General features: G+C 59.7%; 14 protein-coding genes, 2 tRNA genes and 1 other RNA gene. 4 read left to right on the forward strand and 13 right to left on the reverse strand.

Annotation, left to right across the window (positions count from 1 at the left end):
• Positions 1–8: 8 nt before the first annotated feature.
• The 4 genes from HMPREF2888_RS03900 to ffs form a co-directional block, all read right to left on the reverse strand.
• A complete protein-coding gene (locus HMPREF2888_RS03900) occupies positions 9–2,552 on the reverse strand; it encodes a DNA polymerase III subunit gamma and tau (protein ID WP_061920103.1) in 2,544 nt (847 codons plus the stop codon).
• Positions 2,553–2,608: 56 nt separating this feature from the next.
• Entirely contained in the window at positions 2,609–3,085 is a 477-nt protein-coding gene (locus HMPREF2888_RS03905) for a suppressor of fused domain protein (protein ID WP_061920101.1), read from the reverse strand.
• Positions 3,086–3,154: 69 nt separating this feature from the next.
• The gene (locus HMPREF2888_RS03910) at positions 3,155–4,426 is read right to left on the reverse strand and encodes an aspartate aminotransferase type Ic (protein WP_061920099.1); all 1,272 of its coding nucleotides are present in this window, start codon (positions 4,424–4,426) and stop codon (positions 3,155–3,157) included.
• 100 nt (positions 4,427–4,526) lie between these two features.
• Positions 4,527–4,623, reverse strand: an RNA gene (ffs, locus tag HMPREF2888_RS03915) — signal recognition particle sRNA small type.
• Positions 4,624–4,809: 186 nt separating this feature from the next.
• Here ffs and HMPREF2888_RS03920 point away from each other — a divergent pair.
• Both HMPREF2888_RS03920 and HMPREF2888_RS03925 read left to right on the forward strand, forming a co-directional pair.
• A tRNA-Ser gene (locus tag HMPREF2888_RS03920) sits at positions 4,810–4,898 on the forward strand.
• Positions 4,899–5,439: 541 nt separating this feature from the next.
• Positions 5,440–5,528: transfer RNA gene (locus HMPREF2888_RS03925), tRNA-Ser, on the forward strand.
• A 90-nt stretch (positions 5,529–5,618) separates the two neighbouring features.
• On the opposite strand, the gene HMPREF2888_RS03930 is transcribed toward HMPREF2888_RS03925, so the two are convergent.
• Genes HMPREF2888_RS03930 through HMPREF2888_RS03940 form a run of 3 tightly spaced genes read right to left on the reverse strand, consistent with a single transcriptional unit; the run spans position 5,619 to position 10,828 of the window.
• Positions 5,619–6,143: a methylated-DNA--[protein]-cysteine S-methyltransferase gene (locus HMPREF2888_RS03930; RefSeq protein WP_061920097.1), complete on the reverse strand. Its 525-nt coding sequence runs from the start codon at positions 6,141–6,143 to the stop codon at positions 5,619–5,621.
• 21 nt (positions 6,144–6,164) lie between these two features.
• Positions 6,165–8,216: a YhgE/Pip domain-containing protein gene (locus HMPREF2888_RS03935; RefSeq protein WP_061920094.1), complete on the reverse strand. Its 2,052-nt coding sequence runs from the start codon at positions 8,214–8,216 to the stop codon at positions 6,165–6,167.
• On the reverse strand, positions 8,216–10,828 hold the full coding sequence (locus HMPREF2888_RS03940) for a YhgE/Pip domain-containing protein (RefSeq protein ID WP_235590981.1): 2,613 nt from the start codon (positions 10,826–10,828) through the stop codon (positions 8,216–8,218). Before HMPREF2888_RS03940 ends, HMPREF2888_RS03935 begins: the two co-directional genes overlap by 1 nt.
• Positions 10,829–11,355: 527 nt before the next feature.
• Between HMPREF2888_RS03940 and HMPREF2888_RS03945 the strand changes: the two genes are divergently transcribed.
• Positions 11,356–13,344, forward strand: a complete 1,989-nt coding sequence (locus HMPREF2888_RS03945; protein WP_070518299.1) for an acyltransferase family protein — start codon at positions 11,356–11,358, stop codon at positions 13,342–13,344.
• Between the two features lie 21 nt (positions 13,345–13,365).
• Here HMPREF2888_RS03945 and HMPREF2888_RS03950 read toward each other — a convergent pair whose 3' ends face one another.
• The 3 genes from HMPREF2888_RS03950 to gluQRS form a co-directional block, all read right to left on the reverse strand.
• Complete coding sequence (locus tag HMPREF2888_RS03950) at positions 13,366–13,698, reverse strand: hypothetical protein (RefSeq protein WP_061920092.1); 333 nt, start codon at positions 13,696–13,698, stop codon at positions 13,366–13,368.
• Positions 13,699–13,722: 24 nt separating this feature from the next.
• Positions 13,723–15,279, reverse strand: a complete 1,557-nt coding sequence (locus tag HMPREF2888_RS03955) for a cation:proton antiporter (protein WP_061920089.1) — start codon at positions 15,277–15,279, stop codon at positions 13,723–13,725.
• A 71-nt stretch (positions 15,280–15,350) separates the two neighbouring features.
• Positions 15,351–16,295: a tRNA glutamyl-Q(34) synthetase GluQRS gene (gene gluQRS, locus HMPREF2888_RS03960; protein ID WP_061920087.1), complete on the reverse strand. Its 945-nt coding sequence runs from the start codon at positions 16,293–16,295 to the stop codon at positions 15,351–15,353.
• A gap of 52 nt (positions 16,296–16,347) precedes the next feature.
• Here gluQRS and HMPREF2888_RS03965 point away from each other — a divergent pair, with 52 nt between their 5' ends.
• Entirely contained in the window at positions 16,348–17,757 is a 1,410-nt protein-coding gene (locus HMPREF2888_RS03965; RefSeq protein ID WP_061920085.1) for a hypothetical protein, read from the forward strand.
• On the opposite strand, the gene HMPREF2888_RS03970 is transcribed toward HMPREF2888_RS03965, so the two are convergent.
• The 3 genes from HMPREF2888_RS03970 to HMPREF2888_RS03980 are packed head-to-tail and all read right to left on the reverse strand — an operon-like array spanning position 17,744 to position 20,243.
• On the reverse strand, positions 17,744–18,274 hold the full coding sequence (locus tag HMPREF2888_RS03970) for a hypothetical protein (RefSeq protein ID WP_235590978.1): 531 nt from the start codon (positions 18,272–18,274) through the stop codon (positions 17,744–17,746). The genes HMPREF2888_RS03965 and HMPREF2888_RS03970 overlap by 14 nt on opposite strands.
• Positions 18,271–19,284 (reverse strand): TRAFAC clade GTPase domain-containing protein, encoded by a 1,014-nt coding sequence (locus HMPREF2888_RS03975; protein ID WP_061920082.1) that lies wholly within the window; start codon positions 19,282–19,284, stop codon positions 18,271–18,273. Before HMPREF2888_RS03975 ends, HMPREF2888_RS03970 begins: the two co-directional genes overlap by 4 nt.
• Positions 19,284–20,243, reverse strand: a complete 960-nt coding sequence (locus HMPREF2888_RS03980) for an apurinic/apyrimidinic endonuclease family protein (RefSeq protein WP_061920080.1) — start codon at positions 20,241–20,243, stop codon at positions 19,284–19,286. Before HMPREF2888_RS03980 ends, HMPREF2888_RS03975 begins: the two co-directional genes overlap by 1 nt.
• Positions 20,244–20,247 lie beyond the last annotated feature (4 nt).

Below are 20,247 nucleotides of genomic sequence, written 5' to 3' on the forward strand. Positions count from 1 at the left end.
ACGCTTAACTACAAGCGCCGTGCACCTAGCTCCTTGGTGAGCAGTTCCATCGCAACTTCCGTGGAGCTGCGGTGGTCCATCTCGCCGGCGTTTTGGGCTTCCTCCATCATTTCGCGTTCTTGTTCATCGCGGGAGTAGGCCTGTTGCGGTGGTTGCGCAGTGCTTGCCGACGCCCCCATCTCCTGGTTCTGCTGCCCCAGCCCCGGTTGGCTGGGCTGCGGGTCAGCTGGATAGTACTCCTCTGGTGGTGCCTCAAAATCGTCTTCCGGCGCTGGTTCGGGCGGCAGCGGTACACCGTTGCCGAACTGCGGAATCTTGTTGAATTCCTCGTCACGCTTCTGTGCCACCTGTGAAGCCTGCGCAATTCGCGAACGCCAGTCACCACCCTGCTGGGATGACTGCTGTGCCGGCTTCGCTGCTTGCTGACGCGGGGCCTGCACCTGCGCAGGCGGAGTAGCTTGCGGTGCAGGTTGATGCGCGCTTGCCGCCGCTGTGGCGGCCGCCGCAGCCGCCGATGCCGCAGCCGGTGTCACTGGCCCGGGGCTCTCTTCGCGAGCAGGCTCGTTGTTCTGCGTGCCGATAGGTCGCGGTGCTCCCCACGGATCATCAGATGCAGACGCAGATGCGCTGGCAGACTGCTCCGATTGCTGCTCGGGTTCAGTCTGCGGGCTAGGCCTCTCAGACTCCTGTTCTGACTCAGCGGACTCGCGCTGTTGCTGGTTTGGGTTCCACGTTGGCTGCTGCCGCGGAGTGCTTTCGCTAAAGCCTGCTGCCTTCGGGTTGGTGCCGATAATGCAGTTGACCTTGATGTCACGGCGCAGCTCTTCCTTAAGAACTGCCACGATTACATCGTTGTTGGACGGCGAATTGATTCGCTCCGCAAGGGCACCAGTGGTGTGTCCCAAAATCAATGTGTCATCACGGAAGCCAAGCACGCGCGCCTCAGCGAGCATGATCTCTGCAACCTTGTTGCGACGTCCCACGGCCGCGCGAAGGTTCGACCACTGCGAACGCACTTGCTCCGCGACATCAACTGCATGTTCCTGCGCTGGTTCCTGAGCAGACCGCTGTGCCGGTTCCTTGGCTGGTTCCTGAGCAGACTCCTGTACAGGTTGAGTCTCGGTTCGCTGCTGAGGCGCCTGTTCGGCGCGCTCAGCTGGCTGTTCCTCGGACTGCTGCGGCTGCTGTGCAGATGCCGATTGCTCCGGCTGAGCCTGCGGCGCCTGGGCCTGTTGCTGTTGTGCCTGCTGTTGAGCTTGACGGTTACGGCGAGCAGCGATGATGGCAGCCGCCGCGGCTGCAGGGTCTTGAGCTTGGGCAGTAGCGGGTGCAGGTTGGTTGGAAACTGCGGTATTTGCGTGGCCGGCAGCAGGCGTTCCATCGGAAGCGCCTTGCGGTGAGCCAGCGGGCATGCCCTGTGGCAGCGCAGCAGTCTGGCCCGCGGCGGCTGCTGCAGGCGCAGAGCCAACCAAGAGGTGAGCACACAGGATCTCCAGAAGCAGGCGCGGCGAAGTAGCGCCACGCAGCGAAGAGATGCGGCTGTTGACGGTCTCTGCCAGGTAAGCCAACTGTGGGCCGGTGAAACGCTGGGCTTGGGCCAAAAGGATTTCGCCGCGGTCGGTCGGGGCCGAGACCAAGCCGGCCTCCAAAGCACCCGGCACTGCTTGCAGAATCATGAGATCACGAAGGCGATCCAAAAGGTCGATGGTAAAGCGACGTGGCTCGTGGCCGGCTTCAATGACGTCGTCGACGATCATGAACAAGGCTGCCTTGTCTTGCTCGGCAAGCGCCTCAATGGTCTTATCCAACAGACCTAGGTCAGTCACGCCCAGCAGCGGACGCGCAATGTCATAGGTCAGACCGTCAGGCCCCGCACCAGCCAAGAGCTGATCCAGAATAGACAAAGTATCACGCGGGGAACCGCCACCGGCCTGGATGACCATGGGATACACGGAATCATCGACGTGCACGCCCTCCGAAGCCACAGTGCGCTCCAACAGGCCCTTCATGGCCGGCGGGGTCAGCAGGCGGAACGGGTAATGGTGGGTACGCGAACGAATGGTGCCGATGATCTTTTCCGGCTCGGTGGTGGCAAAAATGAAGATCACGTGCTCCGGTGGTTCCTCCACCACCTTCAGAAGCGCGTTGGCGCCCGAGGCGGAAATCATATGTGCCTCGTCGATAATGAAGATGCGATAGCGCGACTCAGCAGGTGCATAGTACGCGCGGTCACGCAGCTCACGCATGTCCTCCACACCGTTGTGGGAAGCCGCGTCAAGCTCAGTTACATCCAGATTGCCCGGGCCACCTGGTGCCAGCGAAACACAAGACTCGCACACGCCACACGGGGTAGACGTAGGCCCCTGCTCACAGTTGAGCGAGCGGGCCATAATGCGCGCTGAAGAGGTCTTGCCGCAGCCGCGCGGACCGGAAAACAGGTAGGCATGATTGATACGCCCTGCGTCGAGGGCAGCGGATAAAGGCTTGGTGACCTGCTCTTGGCCGACCACTTCCGCGAACGTTGCTGGACGATATTTCCGGTATAGAGCCACGGTTAGTCAGTCTACATTCTGTGCCCGACACTCTCCCCCGCAGCGGGCGGAGCAAGCTAGCCGGCGCGCTTCCAATCGAGGATATCGACGCCCTGTTCAGCTACTGCTTCCTGCAGCTTGGCGACGCCCTCTTCCACCGCATAGGCATATTCTGAATCGGTAAGCATCAGCAGCTGACAGACCAAAGTCAGCCGGCCGTCCTCCGGCAGCTGAGGGGTGCTACCGCCCCACAAATAAGGCGCGATCAGCAGACCATGGTGCACGTTGAGCGAATCTTCCGAAAGTATCTCCGGCAGCATGATGCCCGGCTGGGCCGGCAGCATGCCTCGGGCCTTGATCAGCTTTTCTGCAGCCGCAGTAACCGCAGCAGCTACCTCCGGCTGCGTCGCGCGCGCTACGGTCAGCAGCTCGCAGCGCACATCAACGCCCTGCTCCGCATGCTTGAGCCCCGTGTCTACCTCGCCGAAGGTGGTGGTAACGGCGAGGGACTGGGCGTCGTCAAGCGCGGCTAAACCAAGCCGGCGGCCTTCCACGTTTTTAAACTCCAGCGGAACGGGAATGACCTGGCTTAACCAGTACGAAGTCTCGTCGGAATTGATGGCTTAAGCCCCCAACTTCTCCAAAGCGGCGAGCAGCACGCAGGTTGCGACGCCGTCCATTGCAGCCTCGACCTCTTCCTGCGGTGGCAGTGAAGGTGCCAAGCGGATGTTGCGGTCATTCGGGTCCTCGCCGTGCGGGAAGGCAGAGCCAGCCTTGGTCAGCACGATGCCGGCGTCCTTCGCCAGCTCCCAGACGCGGGTGGCAGTGCCATCGATGACGTCGAGGGAGATGAAGTAACCGCCCTTCGGCTCGGTCCACTGCGCGACCTCGTACTCGCCCAGGCGGGACTGAAGGATGCGCAGGACAGCGTTGAACTTCGGAGCCAACAGCGCCGCGTGGCGGCGCATGACCGCACGCACGCCTTCGGCGGAACCGAAGAATTGGTAGTGAGCAAGCTGGTTTATCTTGTTCGGCCCAATGCCGCGAATCTTCGCGTGGGAGAGGTACCAATCCAAGTTCTCGCGGGAGGAGGCGAAGAACGCAACGCCAGCTCCGGCGAAGGTGATCTTGGAGGTAGAAGACATAGCCCAGAAACGGTTCGGGTTGCCGGCCTTAGCTGCAATGTCGAGAATCGGCAGGATCTCCGGGAACTCATCGGTGAGAGTATGGACCGCGTAAGCGTTGTCCCAGATGATGCGGAAGTCTGGCGCTGCGGCTTCCATGGAGGCCAACTCCTTGGCGATCTCCTCGGAGATGGTCACGCCAGTTGGGTTACCGAACATCGGAACGGTCCACATGCCCTTGACCTGCGGGTCCTTGACCAATTCCTTGACGGCGCCGAGATCGGGGCCGTCGGAAAGCATAGGGACCGAAACCAGCTCGAAGCCGAAGTGCTCCGTGATAGCGAAGTGGCGGTCATAACCCGGGACCGGGCAGATCCACTTGACGGTTTCTTCCTGGGACCACGGACGCTCGGAATCGTTGGTGCCGAAAGCATAAGCCCAAGAGATGAGGTCGAACATGATGTTCAAGGAGGAGGAATCTCCAGCCAACAGCAGCTCTGGGTCGATGTTGGTCAGCTTGCCCCACAGCTCACGCAGTTCCTTGATGCCCTCAAGGTTGCCGTAGTTGCGAAGGTCGTTGCCTGCGGCGTCGGAATAGTTGCCCGCGCCTGGCAGCTCGAGCAGATCGTTGGACAGGCTCAATTGCGCCTTTGCGGGCTTGCCGCGGGTCAGATCCAGCTTCAGGCCCTTAGCCTTCAGCTCCTCGTAGTCCTCACGAACCTTCGCTGCGAGTTCGTCGAGCTCAGACTTTTCGAGATTGAGCAGGGACATTCCTGTCCACCTTCCGGGTTAGTTGCGGGTAGTTGCGAATATATGGCAACCAATACTAACGCTTGCGTGCAGCTTTTGTAATGTTTATCACCCAGAAAACTTAAAAGGGACCCCGCGCACCCGTCAGAGCCTCCTGACCCTTGCTGCATTCCTGCCCTGGGGGAGTTCAGAGGATGGACGCCACGCGGAATCCTGCCGATAAGCCTAGCGCGCCTGCTACCCCTGCGGCAAACCGTTATTGCCCCCAATCGCCGCGGCCCCGCTCCTTCCCATCGCTGCGGCCGCTGTTACGGCTACTCCACTAGCGCCGGACGCAGGTCGGCCTACCCGGAGTGCGCAGTACGAATTTTTCCTTTGGGCCTGCTCGTGTAGAGTCTTCCAACGGAGGATTCGACTAGCGGCCTATGTCACACGCCTGGAACGCGTGCGGGAGTCACATCCCTCAGGGGTTCAAATCCCCTATCCTCCGCCACAGGTCCCAGCTCTTCAGAGTTGGGACCATTTACGTTTTCTTGGGTCCGGCACCATTGCCCGACACCCTCCCCCGGCTTCTTTCGCCCGACATCCCCAAAGCACCGCAAATACCCAGACGGCAAAACGAGGATGCTAAATCCACGCACCGCCTGCGCCACTGATCCACTTCCATATCAGCAATTGCGACAAGGCTTGACCATTTAGGAACGCGGCCTGCCATTCAAACGGAGATCAGTACTCCGCGGCGGCACGAAAGGGCCAAATGGTGAGGTGCAGATGGTGAGTTCACCATTCAGCAACCCCACCAGTTAACAGCACCACCATCCGCAAAGGGTCGACCTCACCATTTGGACGTGACCTCACCATTTGGAGGCGGCGCCCGCACGGATTGCACTCAGGCCGCGCGATTCATGCTCGGCCCGAATAGTTTGCGCTCGGCCCGCGTGGCTCGCGGACGACCTGCGCGATTTGCGGGCCACCTTTCCGCTATTGACCTGCGGATTTTGCCGCTCTAAACAAGGCTGATAATGTTTTCCAACGGAGGATTCGACTAGCGGCCTATGTCACACGCCTGGAACGCGTGCGGGAGTCACATCCCTCAGGGGTTCAAATCCCCTATCCTCCGCCACGGGTCCCAGCTCTTCGGAGTTGGGACCATTTGCGTTTTCTTGAGTCCGGCTGGGTTGGCAGAGCAAAGGCGGAGCTAGGGGGACAAGGACTAGGGCGTTCGAGCGCCACTTTCTAGGCGCAGCAGCAGCTCCTTTGCAGCCACGCCGCCGCGGTAGCCGCCGAGGCTGCCGTCGCTGCGCAATACGCGGTGGCACGGCACGATAATCGGCACGGGGTTACGCGCGCAGGCGCTACCCACGGCGCGGACGGCCTTGGGGTTTGCGGCGGCGTCGGCAAGCTGGGCGTAGGTGGTGGTCGCGCCGTACGGAATGTCCGTCAGTAGCCTTTGGACGCGCTGGCGAAAGCCCGAGGTGAGGGCCTCATCAATGGGCACGCTGAAAGTGCGGCGCGCGCCTGCGAAGTACTCGTCTAGCTGTACCGCTGCAAGTGTCAGCACCGGACTTGCGCCCATGGTTGCCGGACCGATCTTGTTGTTAAGGAGCGCCAAGACTTCCGCGGACTCTTCGCACGCGAAGGCCAGATAGACCACACCCCGCTCAGTCGCCGCCACGAGGAGTTCGCCCACAGGCGAGTCGACGTAACGATAAGTAACTGAGCGGGGTGTAAATGCCATGCCGGCAATTCTAGTGCGGGGCTACATCAGCTTGGTCTCCGCAAGGGCCGCATCCAGCTTCGAGGTATAGGCATGCAGCGGCTTGTGCAAGACGAGGCCGAGGAAGAACATCGGCAGCAGGAAGACCAGCAGCACCAGCAGCGAGAGCCAGTAATCAGCGTGATAGACGCCGCCGATTGCCGCGCGGAAGGCGCGAATCGTGTACGTCGCCGGCAACCACGGGCTGATGTTCTGGAACCACTCCGGCAAAAGCTGCAGCGGATACGCGCCGCCGGCACTGGAGACCTGAATGACCAACAAAAGCACGCCCAAAGCCTTACCCGCGTTGGCGAAGGAGACCACGAGCGTATAGATGATCATCATGAATACGGTCGAAGAGACCCAGGCCGCCAACCACAGCAGCACCGGATGTGCCGGTTCTAGCTGCACGAAGAAGATAAGGCCAAGCGAAAGCAGCGTGGACTGGAAGAAGCCAATCAGCGCGAAGATGCCGAAGCGGCCAAAGAAGCGCTGCACCACGGTATAAGAGTCGCGGTTGCTGACGTCAGTACGCAACGTGACGGCCGTAAGAAGGCTACCTACCCACAGCGCCAGGGTGGTATACAGCGGCGCCATGCCCGCGCCAAAGGACGCCACCGGATAGACCGGTTGGCGGTCCACTGAAACCGGCGAGGCGATAAAGCTTGCCAGGGCATCCGGGTTATTGCCCACCACCTTGGCTAGGCGCGAGAGATCGCCGGTATCGCGTGCGCGGTCGAGCTCATCTTTTAGCTCGCCGAAGCGGTCCGCATCCGAGTCCAGCTCCTGAGCAAGGGTGCTCAGTGCATCCCGGGCGCCAGTCAGAGACTCGGTGTCCAAGCTGATACTGGAGCCCTGCGAGTCGATGTCACTGCCGATGCGCTGCAGGGAGTCTTGGAGCTTGCCCACAGAGGTGCGCAGCTGCGAGTCGCGGCTAGACTCGATCGCTTGCTGGGCGCGGTCGATGGAAGAAAAGTCCGGCTTCTGCGCACCCGGCGCATTCGCTGCGGCCACCAAGCGGGAGTGTACGGCCTCCTGTGCCGCAATGGCCTCGTCGAGGTTGCTGGTCAGCTGCGCGGCCTCAGCCGGCAGCACTGGCTTCACATCGCTATTTACGCGATCCCGCAGGCCTTTGTAGGCATCAATCTGGCCTTGCACCTGGCCTGCCAGCGTATTCAAGGTGGCCTGCATCGAGGCGCGCGAGGTATCTGCTGAATCGTATAGTTCGTCGATGCGCTGGCGTACTACATCGTAGCTATCGGCGGTCTGCGAAAGCGCCGCGTCGAGGGACTCCGTGGACAGGTTCAGATCTCCAGTTGGGCCCGACAGCGAAGGCCGCGGCGCATTGGCGATGCGCTGTGCGCTTTCTACGAGCGGCACCGAAGAATCCACCAGGCTGCCCATCGAACGGGCCGTACGCGCGCCGGTGTGCAGCTGTGCTTCGATGCCATCGGCACGATCTTCAATGCGCTTCAACGTTGCCTTTGCGTCGGACTCGTTGAGGTATTCGTCGAGGGAGGAAATCAGGCCTAGGGAGACGTCGCCAAGCGTGTGTGTGAAGGACTCCGCGATCTGGGAGGAAACGCCCTCTGCGCCCTTATTCGTAATTTTCGGCGCCAGCGCGTTCTTCTTCTCGTTGGTGTACAGCGAGATTTCGGTCGGCTTGGAGCCTTCCGCATAAAAGGTCATCATGTCCGAGCTGAAGTGCTCCGGCAGCACGATGGAGGCGTAGTACTCGCCAGATTTCGTGCCGTCGATGGCGTCTTCAGCGTCGGTGATGACCCAATCCAACTTGTCATTTGCACGCAGCTCCGAGAGCACCTTCTCGCCTACGTTGACCGGAACCGGGAAGATGTCGCTTTTATAGCCGGTATCCTCACTGGCCACGGCTACCTTCAGCTGGCCCGTGTTGGAGAAAGGATCCCAGCTGGCCAACACGTTGAACCAAGTAAACAGCAAAGGGATAACGACGAGGCCAAAGAGGATGACTGATGCCATGACGTTGCTAGTGGCACGGCGAAGATCATCGAAGAAAATTCCACCGATCTTTTTCATTATTTCTCCTCGCCTTTTTCGTCGAGAGTGCCTTCATTGTGCAAGACGCCGTCTTGGTACTGCGCCTCCTCAGCCGAAGCCGAATGCACACCTTCACCGCGGGCGGCAACGGAGTGCCGGAGCTCTTCCTCGTTGAAGTCCACCAACTCGGTGGACTGCGCGAGGCTCTTGCGCAGGTACTCGAGGGTGACCACGATGCCCAAGATAAGCAGGCACCACAGCGTCCAAATGCCCAACAACAATGGTTTCTGCGAAGGCACAAGCGCAGCCACGATGCCGAGCACCACCATGCCCACAACGCCAAGTACTGCAGCCACGCGGATCCAGTGCCTGTAATCGTGCTTGCGTTTTTCCAAATCAGCTGCGAATTCCTCACGGCCTTGCAGTGCCTTCAGGACATCGGCGAAGCGGTAACCATCGCCGACGATCTGGACGTTTTCTGCCGCGATGAGATCGGTCTTGGCCAGCTCGCGGTTAAAGAGCAAGTTAAAGTGCGCGAAGCTGCGACGCCCCAACAAGCCCAAGGCGAAAGCCACTACGAACATCAAGGCCAGCACGGACATGAACTTGAGATAGTGCAGACCATAGAAGCCGCCGATGGTCTCGCGCATGGCGTCGATGCCATATGAGAATGGCAGAAGCGGGTAGATGGAACGGAAGAAGTTCGGCATCAGCTCAATCGGGTACAGGCCGGAGGCACCCGGAATCTGTACGATGACCAGCACCACTGCAAGGCCACGGCCCACGTGACCAAGGGCCGTCGACAGCGCGTAGATGATGCTGAGATAAGCCAGCGCGATGAGCGTGCCGGTGGCAACGAATGCGACTGGATTTACCGTCTGTACGCCCACGGCCAAGTCACCCACGGTGACAATTACGGCCTGCACCATCGCCATCACGGCCATGAGCAGGAAACGGCCCAGATAAGCCTGGCCCACCGTGAGCCGCTTAAAGCCTTCGAGATCCACCTCCACGCGGAAGATGACCACGAGCACGAAGGCACCGATCCACAGCGAGAGGTTCGTAAACAGCGAGGCCATCGCGGAACCGTAGGAGCCCACCGGATAGACTGGCGCGCTCTTCACCTCAACGGGATCAGCGAAGAAGGAACCAATCTCATCGGAGTTCAGGCCGGTGATGGTCTGCAGTTCCTTGGTCCGCGAGTGAGCGGTGATGGCGCGGACGTCGTCACGCGCGCCCTCCACACCATCTTCCAGGGAGGCAAGATCTGAATCGAAGGAACCAAGTGCGTCCTGGGTTGCGCCGAGCTGCTTGCCGACGCCGTCCAGCAAGTTCTGTGCTTCCTCCATCGTCGCCTTTTGGGTGTCCAGCGAAGCCGAGAACGCACCGACCTTGGAGCTTAGGTTGCTCATCGCGCGATTAATCTCCGGCACAGACTTATCGACTGTGTCCGAGAGAACCTGGGAGGTCTTCTTCGTATCCTGCGCCGCCTGATTGACCGCATCCGCCGTGGACTTCACGGACTTGGCGGTCTCATTGCTGTCATTGCTGAGTGCCTGGAGATTACCCAGCAGCTGCTTATTCGCAGCGTTGCCCTCCTCCAAAGTGGCAATTGCATCATTGAGCGGGCCCGCCACACCCGGAGCTACGGCGGGCGAATTAACGACATCGCGCAGCTGCCGGATGGATTCATCCCCGGCGGCAATAGCATCGTTGGTTTGCTGGGTCGCGGAGTTAAAACGGGAGTTTGCTTGGTCGAGCTGCGCAGTAATATCCGCGACGGATTCCTGGGCCCGCGCGGTGCCTTGCGCGACGCCGGTTGAGCCCTCGACGAAAGCCGAGGTCAGGGAATCGGTATAGCCGGTGACGTCGCCTTGTGCGCTGGCGATGACATCCTGGACGTCGCCAAGTGCGGCTTGTGCATCCGTCATAGCCTGCTCAACATCGCGCACCGTCTGCTTGGCATTTTGCATCTTGACCTGCGAGTTGCCAAGCTTATCGCCAACCTCACGCAAATCCGCACGCGCGGACTCGATGTTATTAGCCGCCTTGTCGAAGGCACCCTCCGAACTCTGGCGAGAGCGCTGCAGCCGGTCTTCGAACTTATTGCCCTCATCGCGCACCGAGGAGGCCGCTGCCTCCGCCACCTGCTGCTTGAATGCAGAGGTGATCTGCTCGTCCAAGCTAGATGCGGCACTGTCGGTGATCTTGGGCGCGATTGCGCTGGCCTTCTCATTGACGCGGTACTCCAACGTTGGCTGCGCATATTGGCCATGCAGCGCGCCTAGAAGATCCGAGCTGAAATTCTCCGGGATGGTCACCGTGGCGAAGGTCTCCCCGCGCTCCAAGGAGCGCTCGGCTTCTTCAGCGTCAAGGAATTGCCAGCCCAGCTGGTGATTGTCATGCAGCTGCTCCGTGACTTGCTTGCCGACGTCGATATGACCGGTGACATCAGAAGATCCGCCCTTGTCCTCATTGACAACGGCGACCTTAATATTTTCGGTTGCTCCATATGGGTCCCAGAAGGCCGCGATATTGACCCACGAATAAAGCGCGGGCGTAATGACCAAACCGATGAGAATGATCCACGACTTCTTGGTGCGCCCAAGACGGGCAATATCTCTTAGAAAAATTTGCCAAGCATAACGCACGCTGAACACACTACTTAAGCTTTCGGACATGGCGTTAACCAGCACCTTTATTGTTCAACGAACGAAAGTAGTTCATTTTAGAAACTATTCATTTCAAGCTGCGGGCCGACGGTTTTATACAGCTTTCCTTCCCCGGACGAGGGCTTGAGCAAACTTGGGACATCGGAGTTATTTCCCGAGCTTCTCGGCCTAAACGGAACCCGCACTATCACTTACGCTTTCGAGACTCGCCTTAGCACGCAAAAGGCACAGCCTTTCAACACCGCGATCTATAGACCACCTTTAAACCACTTTGTTAAATATGTCACTCACCGTATATACGAGGCCTAAAGAACTACATAAAACTTTTACTCACCCCCGCAACCCCCACACCGTGGGGAATATTCTCCCCCAAGAGCCAAACATGTCGAGACAAGGGTTTAGAGTAAGTGGAGCTTTGCGCTGTGACTGGCCTTCATTTTTAAAGCAGCGCGAGAGATGTCCGTTTCCGCCCCCTTGATTGATGTTTCCCTATAGGAGAATTCCGGATGCCAAGACCGGTTGATTCACATACCTCTTACGTGCCCGCAATCGACGGCCTGCGTACCATCGCTGTGCTCAGCGTCGTGGCGTATCACCTAGACCCGGCCTGGCTGCCCGGCGGCTACTTGGGCGTCGGTATGTTCTTTACGCTCTCTGGCTACCTCATTACTGCCAACCTTATGCGCAGCCACCTGCGCGGCAAGGGCCTTGGCCTGCCTACCTTCTGGCTGCGCCGCTTCCGTCGCCTCGTGCCGGCAGTCGTGCTCATGCTGGTCGCCGTAGTATTGCTGACGATCTTCTTCGATCTCCCCAAGCTCGGCGAGACCAGCGGCCATGCGCTCAGCGCGCTGTTCTACGTCAACAACTGGCATGTCATCTTGGAGGGCCAGTCCTACTTTGACCGCTTTGCCGGCCACGCACCGCTGGACCACATGTGGTCGCTGTCGGTGGAAGAGCAGTTCTACCTATTCTGGCCGCTCGTGTTGTTTGTGCTGCTCAAACTCACCCGTGGCAAGCGCAAGCCGCTTCTTATTTCCACGCTGGTGCTTGCCGCACTGTCCTTCGGGTGGATGGCCTTCCTGTTCAACACCGGCGCCGATGCCACCCGCGTCTACGAGGGCACCGATACCCGTGCCGGCGGGATTCTGCTTGGCGCTGCCCTCGCTATCGCACTGACCAAGCAGCGTGGCTACCGTATCCCGCCGCGGGCACTTACCATCCCGGCTTCCATTCTCGGTCTGGTTGGTATTGGCCTGCTCTTCTGGTTGCTGCCGGACTATTCGCCGCACCTATACAACTGGGGCCTTATCGCTCTTTCCATCGCCACCGTCGCGGTCATCGCCGCGGCCTTGGATCAGCGCAGCCTTCTCTCCCGCTTCTTCGCGCTGGCACCACTGCGCTGGATCGGTGAGCGTTCCTACGGTATCTACCTCTGGCACCTGCCTGCCATCGTGTTCATTCCAGATTGGTCCGTAGCGCACCCCATCTTGGTCACCGTGATCTCCATCCTCCTCGCGGCCATTTCTTGGGCGCTAGTTGAGGACCCGATCCGCCGCAACGGCGTCGTCGAGCCGGTGAAGAATTGGTGGGCGAAGCGCAAGAGCATCGGCATGCCGCGCCTTGGCCTTACCGTTCCAGCCACGCTTATGGCGGCCGTGGTTGCCATGGGCATTCCGGCCGCATGGAACGATGCACTGGGCCAGGAAGAAACCCCGGGCTCCCAGCAGATGGGCTTGAAGGTCGGTGGAGGCGGACCCAAGAAGGACACCGCGGCTGCGGCACCAGCACCTAATGCGCCTTCTAGCGCGGCCCCAAGTTCCGCTGCCCCAGATCCGAACCAGAAGGGCAAGACGCGCTGCACCACCATCATCCACGTCGGTGACTCCACCTCCATCGGCATGTTCTCCGATGACTACGTCTCCGATCCTTCACTCAATGCCCAGGTGACCTACAAGAACGTCGGCGCTCAAGAAGTCGTCGCAGACGTCACCGGCGCCCGCTCCACCGTTGAGGCCCTCGAGGGGGATCCAACCATCCTCGATTCCGTTAATCAGCTGTTGCAGCAGGGCTACGGCGAGGACGATTGCTGGGTCATCGGCGCTGGTGTGAACGACGCCGCAAACCGCGCCGTGGGCGGTTCCGGCGAGGAAGACTGGCGCGTGGACCAAATCATGCAGGTGCTTGGCAAAGCCCCCGTAATGTGGCCGACTGCCAAGACCAACCTGGATTCCGGTGCTTACGCCAACGCCAACATGGCGCCTTTCAACGAGGCCCTGCTCAAAGCGCGTGACCGTTACCCGAACTTGGTGGTCTATGACTGGGCTGCCGATGCCCGGGCCGAGTGGTTCTTGGAGGGCGATGACGTCCACTACAACACCGGTGGCAACGAGAAGCGCGCGGAGTACTTCTCCAAGGCAATCGCCAAGGCATTCCCTGCTGACGGCTCCAAGCCGGACAAGCAGATCGTGGCCGTGGACTCTCAGCCCACGCAATAAGAAGCTTCTTAAAAGCGCTCGTTAGAAGGCCGGTGGCTCGTAGCCATCGGCCTTTAACCATTCAATATGAGGTGGGGTGTTGTGGCCCCACTCATTGCGGGTCCACACAAAAGCCTCTTCTACTTCTGCTTCCGAGTAGCCGCCATCGCGCAGATAGGCCTTGAAACCGTTTTTGCCCGGCTCCTTAATCCACAGCCAGATATAGTCCAGCACACTGTGATCCCCCAGCAAGTCCTGCAGAGACTCCGGCAGGTATTCACGCTCGGCGCGCACGCGGGCTTCTAGGTCCTCGTCGAAGAAGTCGTACAGATAATCCATACTGTCTTCCAGCTGGGCATATTCGAGTGCATTCATGTTTTTACTCCTTGCGGCCCCAGCCTAGTGGGCCTTGGTTCCCAGGGTCATGCGGTCTACTTCCTCGAGTACTTCATCCACGATCATCGGGTTGAAGTTGCGGTCACGGCGCAGGCGAAGCAGCTCCTGTTGGGCGCCTGCCAAGGCAACCCGGCGCGCCGCCAGCGCGACGTCGCGAGCTTTGATCGCCTTTTGCAGACGGGTGCTGGCATCGTCGCCGTCCTCGTCTTCACCAAGGCGATCCTCAAACCACTGCGAGATATTGGCGGCAATCTCTGGGTCCAATTCTTTGTATTTCCTCCGCATCGAAGCCACGCCAGCTTTGCGCGCACGCTTGGTGATTTCCGCGCGCATTTTGTCAGAAGCTGCCTGTGAATACGTGGTCAGATCCAGCTGACGCATGAGCCACGGCAGCAGGAGACCTGGCAGCACCATGGTCATCACCAGAACGGTCAGCGCGATAACGGAAAGTTCATCACTATAGGCAATGGCATCGCTCGGTATGGACAAAACCAGCGCGAGGGTGACCAGGCCACGCATGCCTGACCAAGCCATAAGCAGCACTTCCTGTAAGCGCAGCGGTGCAAGGCGTGGCTTTCCGCGCCGCAGATTGATGCGGTAGAAAAGCCACATCCATAGCAGCCGAACTACAAAGGCCACGAGGGAAAGCAGCACGCCAACGATGATCGAATGCCCCAGGTTGGTGCCCGCCTCGTGTACCGCACTGTTAACGGTCATGCCGATAAGGCCAAAGGCCACGCCCGTAAACAGCAGCTCGATGGTCTCCCAGAAGGATTGGCCGGAAAGACGGTCTTCGGCCTGAATCGGCGCGCGCGAATGCAGCTCCACCGCGGCGATAACGACTGCGATAACGCCAGAAGCATGGAGTTCTTCCGCAACTACATAGACGGCGAAGGGAATCACCCAGGTAAGCGCATTGCGGGCAACCACTTCATGAACTCGCGCGATGAACATGGAGGCAAGGCGTCCGCTGCCCCAGCCCAGCACACCCGCCACTGCTGCCGAGTAGAGGAAGTTCAAGATAGCATTCCCCCAGGTCATGGTGGAATCATCGGTCACCGCCACGAGTGCGAGGTGGAAAGCCACAATCGATGCCGCGTCGTTGAACAGGCCTTCAGTCTGCAGCGTGGAAATAATGCGGCGCGGGATACCCGCGGGCTCAGCCACTGCTTCCACCGCAACTGGGTCAGGCGGCGCGATAGCAGCGCCGATGAGAATCGCACCCGCCAGGCTGACTCCAGGCAAGAAGGCATAGGCAGTCATGCCCACAGTCAGCGTGGTGGCAACCACCAAGAGCACGGACAAGCTCAAGATAGTCACCCATTGCTCGCGGATTACACCCCAGGAAGTTCTACGCGCCAGTGCCCACAGCAAAGGCGGCAGGAAGACGGGCAGGATGAGATCGGTTGGAATCTCAAAGTCCGGCAGCCTCGGAATGAACATGGACAAGGCCGCCAGAATGGAAAGCAAAGCCGGCCAGGGAAGCCCGGTCTTATCCCCGACTGCCACCACAATCACGGTCAACAACATCAAACCAATGAGTACTAGCAGTACTTCCACAAAACTCACTCCACATACGCGCCGACTCTGCCCCTTGTAGCTTTACCCTTTAAACAATAGTCTGGCCGGTATTAGTCCTGTGCGGCACCTCGGCACCCATCGCTCCACTCATAAGGCTGAGTGCTCAGCGCCTCCGGCTGAAACTTTTCCAGTAGCTCGTGAGCGCTTGCTGCCGTATAGCCCAGCGAATGCGCCATCTGCCCCACCACCTGCTCCGGGGTATAAAACTCCAGCAACTGGCGCAGCGTTACCGCACCATCCCGTTTGGACAAGCGCTTGCCTTCCGCGTTGAGAACCAAGGGAACGTGAACAAACTCTGGCGCCGGCTGGCCCAGCAAGCTCGCGAGATAAGCCTGCCGCGGGGCGGAGCTCAACAAATCATCGCCGCGGACTACCTGGTCGACTCCTTGGTAGATATCGTCTACCACCACCGCCAAGTTATAAGCCCAGTCCGTCTTTGGATTATCAATATCGGTAACCTGGCCGCCGCGCCGCAAGATGAAATCGTCGACGTCGCCTGTGTAATTGCCATGCAGCTTGTCCTGGATGGTGAACTGATTTGTTTCCGCACGCAGCCGCAGCGATGGCACGCGGCTTTGCGCGGCAAGCTCGCCGCGTTTTTGCGCTTTGGTTCCCTCATCAAGATAGCGGCAGGTGCCCGGATACTGCCCGGGGATGGCATGCGGGGCGCGCGCGGCTTCCTGAATGTCTTTGCGCGAACAGAAGCACTCATAGTACGGCAGCTTCTCCAAGGCCGCGCTGTAGGCGGCTTCCCTATCCTGCTGGTAGATGACCTCGCCATCCCAGTCGATTCCGAGCGTGGCCAGATCTTCCAATTGGCGCTGCGCTGCATCAAGCGAGGAGCGCTGCTTATCGATGTCCTCGATTCGCACCACAAAGCGCCGCCCTGAAGAACGCGCAAAAAGCCATGCCAGAAGGGCTGTGCGGAGGTTTCCGAAGTGGAGATCCCCCGAAGGGCTCGGGGCGTAGCGTCCAGCGTGGGTGTGAGAATCCATGGAATCTAGTGTACGAGCGAAATTTATATGTTCCTGCACTAAAATCTGCCCCATGCCTACCGATGTGACTTACCCTATTCTCGATGCTCAACGTGCCACCGCGCTTTTGGATATTGCGAAAAGCTACGACAACGACACCGCTTTTCCCGCAGCGGAATTAAAGGAAATCGGCGCACTTTTAAGCCAAGTCATCGGTGACGATAAATTCGTGGGCTCAGCTGAGGACGTAACGCCTACCGCTGACCTGCTCAATGCATTCATGCTCCTGCTTATCTGGCAGGACCCGTCCTCTCCCGCAGCGGCCCAGTCCGCGCTGCACATCGCAAGCCTCGGCGCCTTAGCTGGTAATCCGACCATCACCAGCCGCGGCTTTAGGCTCGCGTCCCGTTACTACGATGCTCTGCAAGACTCCGAGAAGGCATGGGCATACGCCAAGAAAGCTGCCCAGGCAGGAGACGACGCCCAACTGATAAAGCTGCAGAACATCGCCGAGCAAGAGCGCGCCGCCGAGGAAGCATTAGCCGCCCAGCAAGCACAAGCAGCCGAAGCAGAAGAAACAGCAGAGCTAGAGCCAGAAGAACCGGAAGAGCGCGAGCGAACCGGCACCCTCGAAGAGCAGCTAAACGAGCTGCGTGACCGCCTCGAGATTGCCAAGCGTGAGAACGTCAAAGAGCACAGCGAGGAATTCGTCGACATCAACCGCCAAGTCCAGCTCGCTGCGTTCAGCGAGGAAGACTCGCTTCCGGCTTCCCCGGTCAGCGCGGTGCCGAACCCAAACTCCGCCCTCGCGAAGGCGCTGTCTATCCTCCTCGAATCCGCTGTCGGCGCGCTGTGGGCGTGCCCTTCCTTTGCGACGCGCAGCCACGTGGCGAACAAGAGCAACGAGATCCTGCGCAAGTACCACCTCAGCCCCGAATATGCCACGCTGCCTGCGGGAATGCTGGCACGCTTTTACGCTGATGCGGCCGGAAACAATACCGATACCACGGGCGAAACCGCAGCTGATTTCTACGGCCTTGCGGCTAAGGAATACTCCCGCAACGGCAATGAAGCCCGCGAGCTAGAAATGCTGCTGCGCAAGGTCGAGGTCTTCCTCATCGACAATGACCGCGATGAAGCGCACGACATCTTGGCTTCACGGTACGTCAACGCACTCAAGTACACGGAGCTGCCCATCGCCGCACGCTGGACCGTCTTGTTCTCCGAGACGCTGCGCACGGAGGCAGAAAACATGTTTAAGTCCACCCAGGTCCTGATGGACTTTCTAAGCCGCCACCCCATCGCCTCGGCGCGCAGCCCCCTAGATTTCAACGCCTTGGCTGAAGTCGTTGAGCTCTTGGGGGATCGCTATACCTCCGCGAACGATACTGTCACCGCACGTGAGAAGTACCGCGTGGCCTATGAGCTGTTTAATACGGCGAACAATCAGGAGGCACTCGCGGCATTGGCTAAGAAGGCTTAAAGCCGAACCATTCCTTGTTGCCTGGTAGCCACAGCAGCACGATGGTTACCATTGCTGCCAAGGAAATGGGCCAGACATGTGGCAACACGAGCATCAACACCACAATGGCAAGGATGACCGTCAGCCAGATTCGCGCTTTGTGCTGGGCATGCAGCGTATAGACCATGAGCACGCACAGCGCGAGCACCACGAGTGAAAGCCCCACGCCCAGCTCAGTGGCTAGGCGCTCGATGCGGTTCAAGTGTTCGGGAACGCGCTCGGAGGCCACGAGCTCGAATACGTAGTAGACGATGTAGGCCGAGATTCCCAGCACAAAAAGCGCAGCGATCTGTAGCGCCCACGGCGCCCGCCAGGCGGACATATCGGCGGCCCGGCGCGCCGCCTTCTGTTGGTCTGCAACCTGCCCATAGCGGTAGTCACTGACCGGCATCGCTGGGGAACCAAACTGTGCTCCGCCAGCACCGCTTTGGGAAGGAACCCCAAATTGCTGGTTTCCGTTGGGCGTACCGAAGGTCACTGGACATCCTTTCCAAATACGCCGTAGCCGCTAAGCAGCGTACGGATTGGGTCCAGCACGCGGAAAGGTGCGATGCCACTGCGTGCTAGGTGCCGGCCTGTCGGCGCCTCGCCTAGAGCGGAGACCGCGAAGTACCGGTATCCGTTCTTGCTGACGTTGGCGACCATGTTGATGAGGTCGAAGGCTTCCAGGTAGCGCAGCAAGGAGTCCACTTCCTGGTGCAGGACGTAGGAATCGTCGAAGTGGAAGTTCCAGCCGGTATCGCGGCGGAAGGCAGCGCCCGCGTTGCCCATGATCTTGGCCCACGGCGTATTCGGGTTATGCTCCAGTTTCTGCAGCGTATCGAACTTGGAGATGGTAACTGCCAGCGGCGGCGGGCACTCCGTTCCCATCAGCGTGATGAGGTTTTCCAGCACCTGCGTGGGCTCGGCACCGAGCTCACCAAAGTCCGGAACAAGTCCGTGCAGGTAGTCCCGGATTTGTCGCTCACGCAGCGGGTCAAACAGGAAGATAACCAGGTCGGCGTACTTGAAGAAGGACAGCGCCTCGCGGTCTTCTTCCCGCTCCGGCAGGTTCTCCAGGTCCTCGCCGGCAACGTCGCGGAAGACGAGATAATTGGTACGCATTACGCCTTCGGCATCTGGCCAACGGCCCAGATCAAAGATCAGCGGGTCACGCTGATAAGCATCGGTGGCCACGGCGCTCGGGGTGGGCTCCATGCTCTGCATTTCCTTAAAGAGCGGATTTTCGTACTTTTCCGCATAGCGCTGCGCCGTGGATTCATCGGCCGCCAGCACGGAGTGATCGTGCTTGTGCGCAAGCTGCTTGAGCTGCTTGACCATCACTGCGGTATACAGCGACTTGCCGGAGTTACGCGCGCCGGCCATGGCCACGCAGTGGGTCACGGATTCCGTCCAGTCCGGCAACAGCTCGCGGTTGTTATATGGGCTTTCGGTAGCGCCCTTTTCCAGTGGACGGAAAGTCCACGGGCATGCGGCGGTGCTGGTCATTAGTACTCCTCCTTGAGCATCGCTGCCACTTCATCGGATAGGCGCGCAAGATCGCTGTTGAATGCGCTGCGCTGCTTATCGACGTCGTCTCGGTCAATCACCACGAAAGCCACCGGGTGCTCGCCTGCACTTGCGCGAGCGAGTTCAACTTCCTGCTCGGCAATCGGGCTAACCACAATCACCACGGCGGGCTTTTCACCGCTTAGCATCGCGGCAGTAGGGCTGTCGGTTACATAGATAAACAGCGAGGAAGATTCATGTAAGTCATGTCCCTTCCACTGGCGGCGCCCCACGCGGTCAGCACCGGCATCGATAACACCAGTGATAAAGCTCTGCAGCTCGCTTACGGTATGGCCAGCGGTACGTTCCTGCCCATCGGTCGCGGTGAAGTTCGCGAAGGAATCCGCTAGGGCATTGATGTACTTCGCCGCCAGCTCGATAGCACCATCGGAAGTATTGACCTGCATGGAAGCAGAGCTATCGATAACCGCGATGGCATCGGCCAGCTCAGCGTCATCAAGCGCCGCGCGGCGCATCTTAGAGCGGACCTCGCGCGCCGAATCGGTGATTCCTGCACCCTCGGAAGAACCAAAGGCCGAAAGACGCAGCTGCTGGTCCTCAACCTGCAGCTCGGCGAGACGCTCGGGGCTATCTTCCGCGCCGTCGATAAGCACGCGCGGGAAGCTCACGGTGTCCTCACCGTTGCTGATATTCAAACGAATCTCGCTGCGCAAACCAAAGGTGCCGAAGCCCTTCGGGCGCACCTGGATCGTCGCATCCTGTGTAACCGCATGCACGATGAGCAGCAGGTCATCTACGCGGGTGTAATCCACACCCTCGGGCACGATAGCGAGTTCAACCTGCGCGCCACCCGCACCGATTTCGAAAGCCTCGACGCGAATGGTGTCAGTGATTGTAAGGTGACGAGATTCCCCGTCTTTCAAAGTGTATTTAGCCATTGTC

Origin of the sequence: Corynebacterium sp. HMSC077D03, assembly GCF_001808545.1 — a bacterium.
Lineage (GTDB): Bacteria > Actinomycetota > Actinomycetes > Mycobacteriales > Mycobacteriaceae > Corynebacterium > Corynebacterium simulans.

What these genes read in the sequence shown, in the direction of transcription:
- HMPREF2888_RS03910 (WP_061920099.1), bottom strand. Translation starts at nt 4,426, where the DNA reads ATGTCCCTGCTCAATCTCGAAAAGTCTGAGCTCGACGAACTCGCAGCG.
- HMPREF2888_RS03930 (WP_061920097.1), bottom strand. Translation starts at nt 6,143, where the DNA reads ATGGCATTTACACCCCGCTCAGTTACTTATCGTTACGTCGACTCGCCT.
- HMPREF2888_RS03935 (WP_061920094.1), bottom strand. Translation starts at nt 8,216, where the DNA reads ATGAAAAAGATCGGTGGAATTTTCTTCGATGATCTTCGCCGTGCCACT.
- HMPREF2888_RS03945 (WP_070518299.1), top strand. Translation starts at nt 11,356, where the DNA reads ATGCCAAGACCGGTTGATTCACATACCTCTTACGTGCCCGCAATCGAC.
- HMPREF2888_RS03950 (WP_061920092.1), bottom strand. Translation starts at nt 13,698, where the DNA reads ATGAATGCACTCGAATATGCCCAGCTGGAAGACAGTATGGATTATCTG.
- gluQRS (WP_061920087.1), bottom strand. Translation starts at nt 16,295, where the DNA reads ATGGATTCTCACACCCACGCTGGACGCTACGCCCCGAGCCCTTCGGGG.
- HMPREF2888_RS03965 (WP_061920085.1), top strand. Translation starts at nt 16,348, where the DNA reads ATGCCTACCGATGTGACTTACCCTATTCTCGATGCTCAACGTGCCACC.
- HMPREF2888_RS03975 (WP_061920082.1), bottom strand. Translation starts at nt 19,284, where the DNA reads ATGACCAGCACCGCCGCATGCCCGTGGACTTTCCGTCCACTGGAAAAG.
- HMPREF2888_RS03980 (WP_061920080.1), bottom strand. Translation starts at nt 20,243, where the DNA reads ATGGCTAAATACACTTTGAAAGACGGGGAATCTCGTCACCTTACAATC.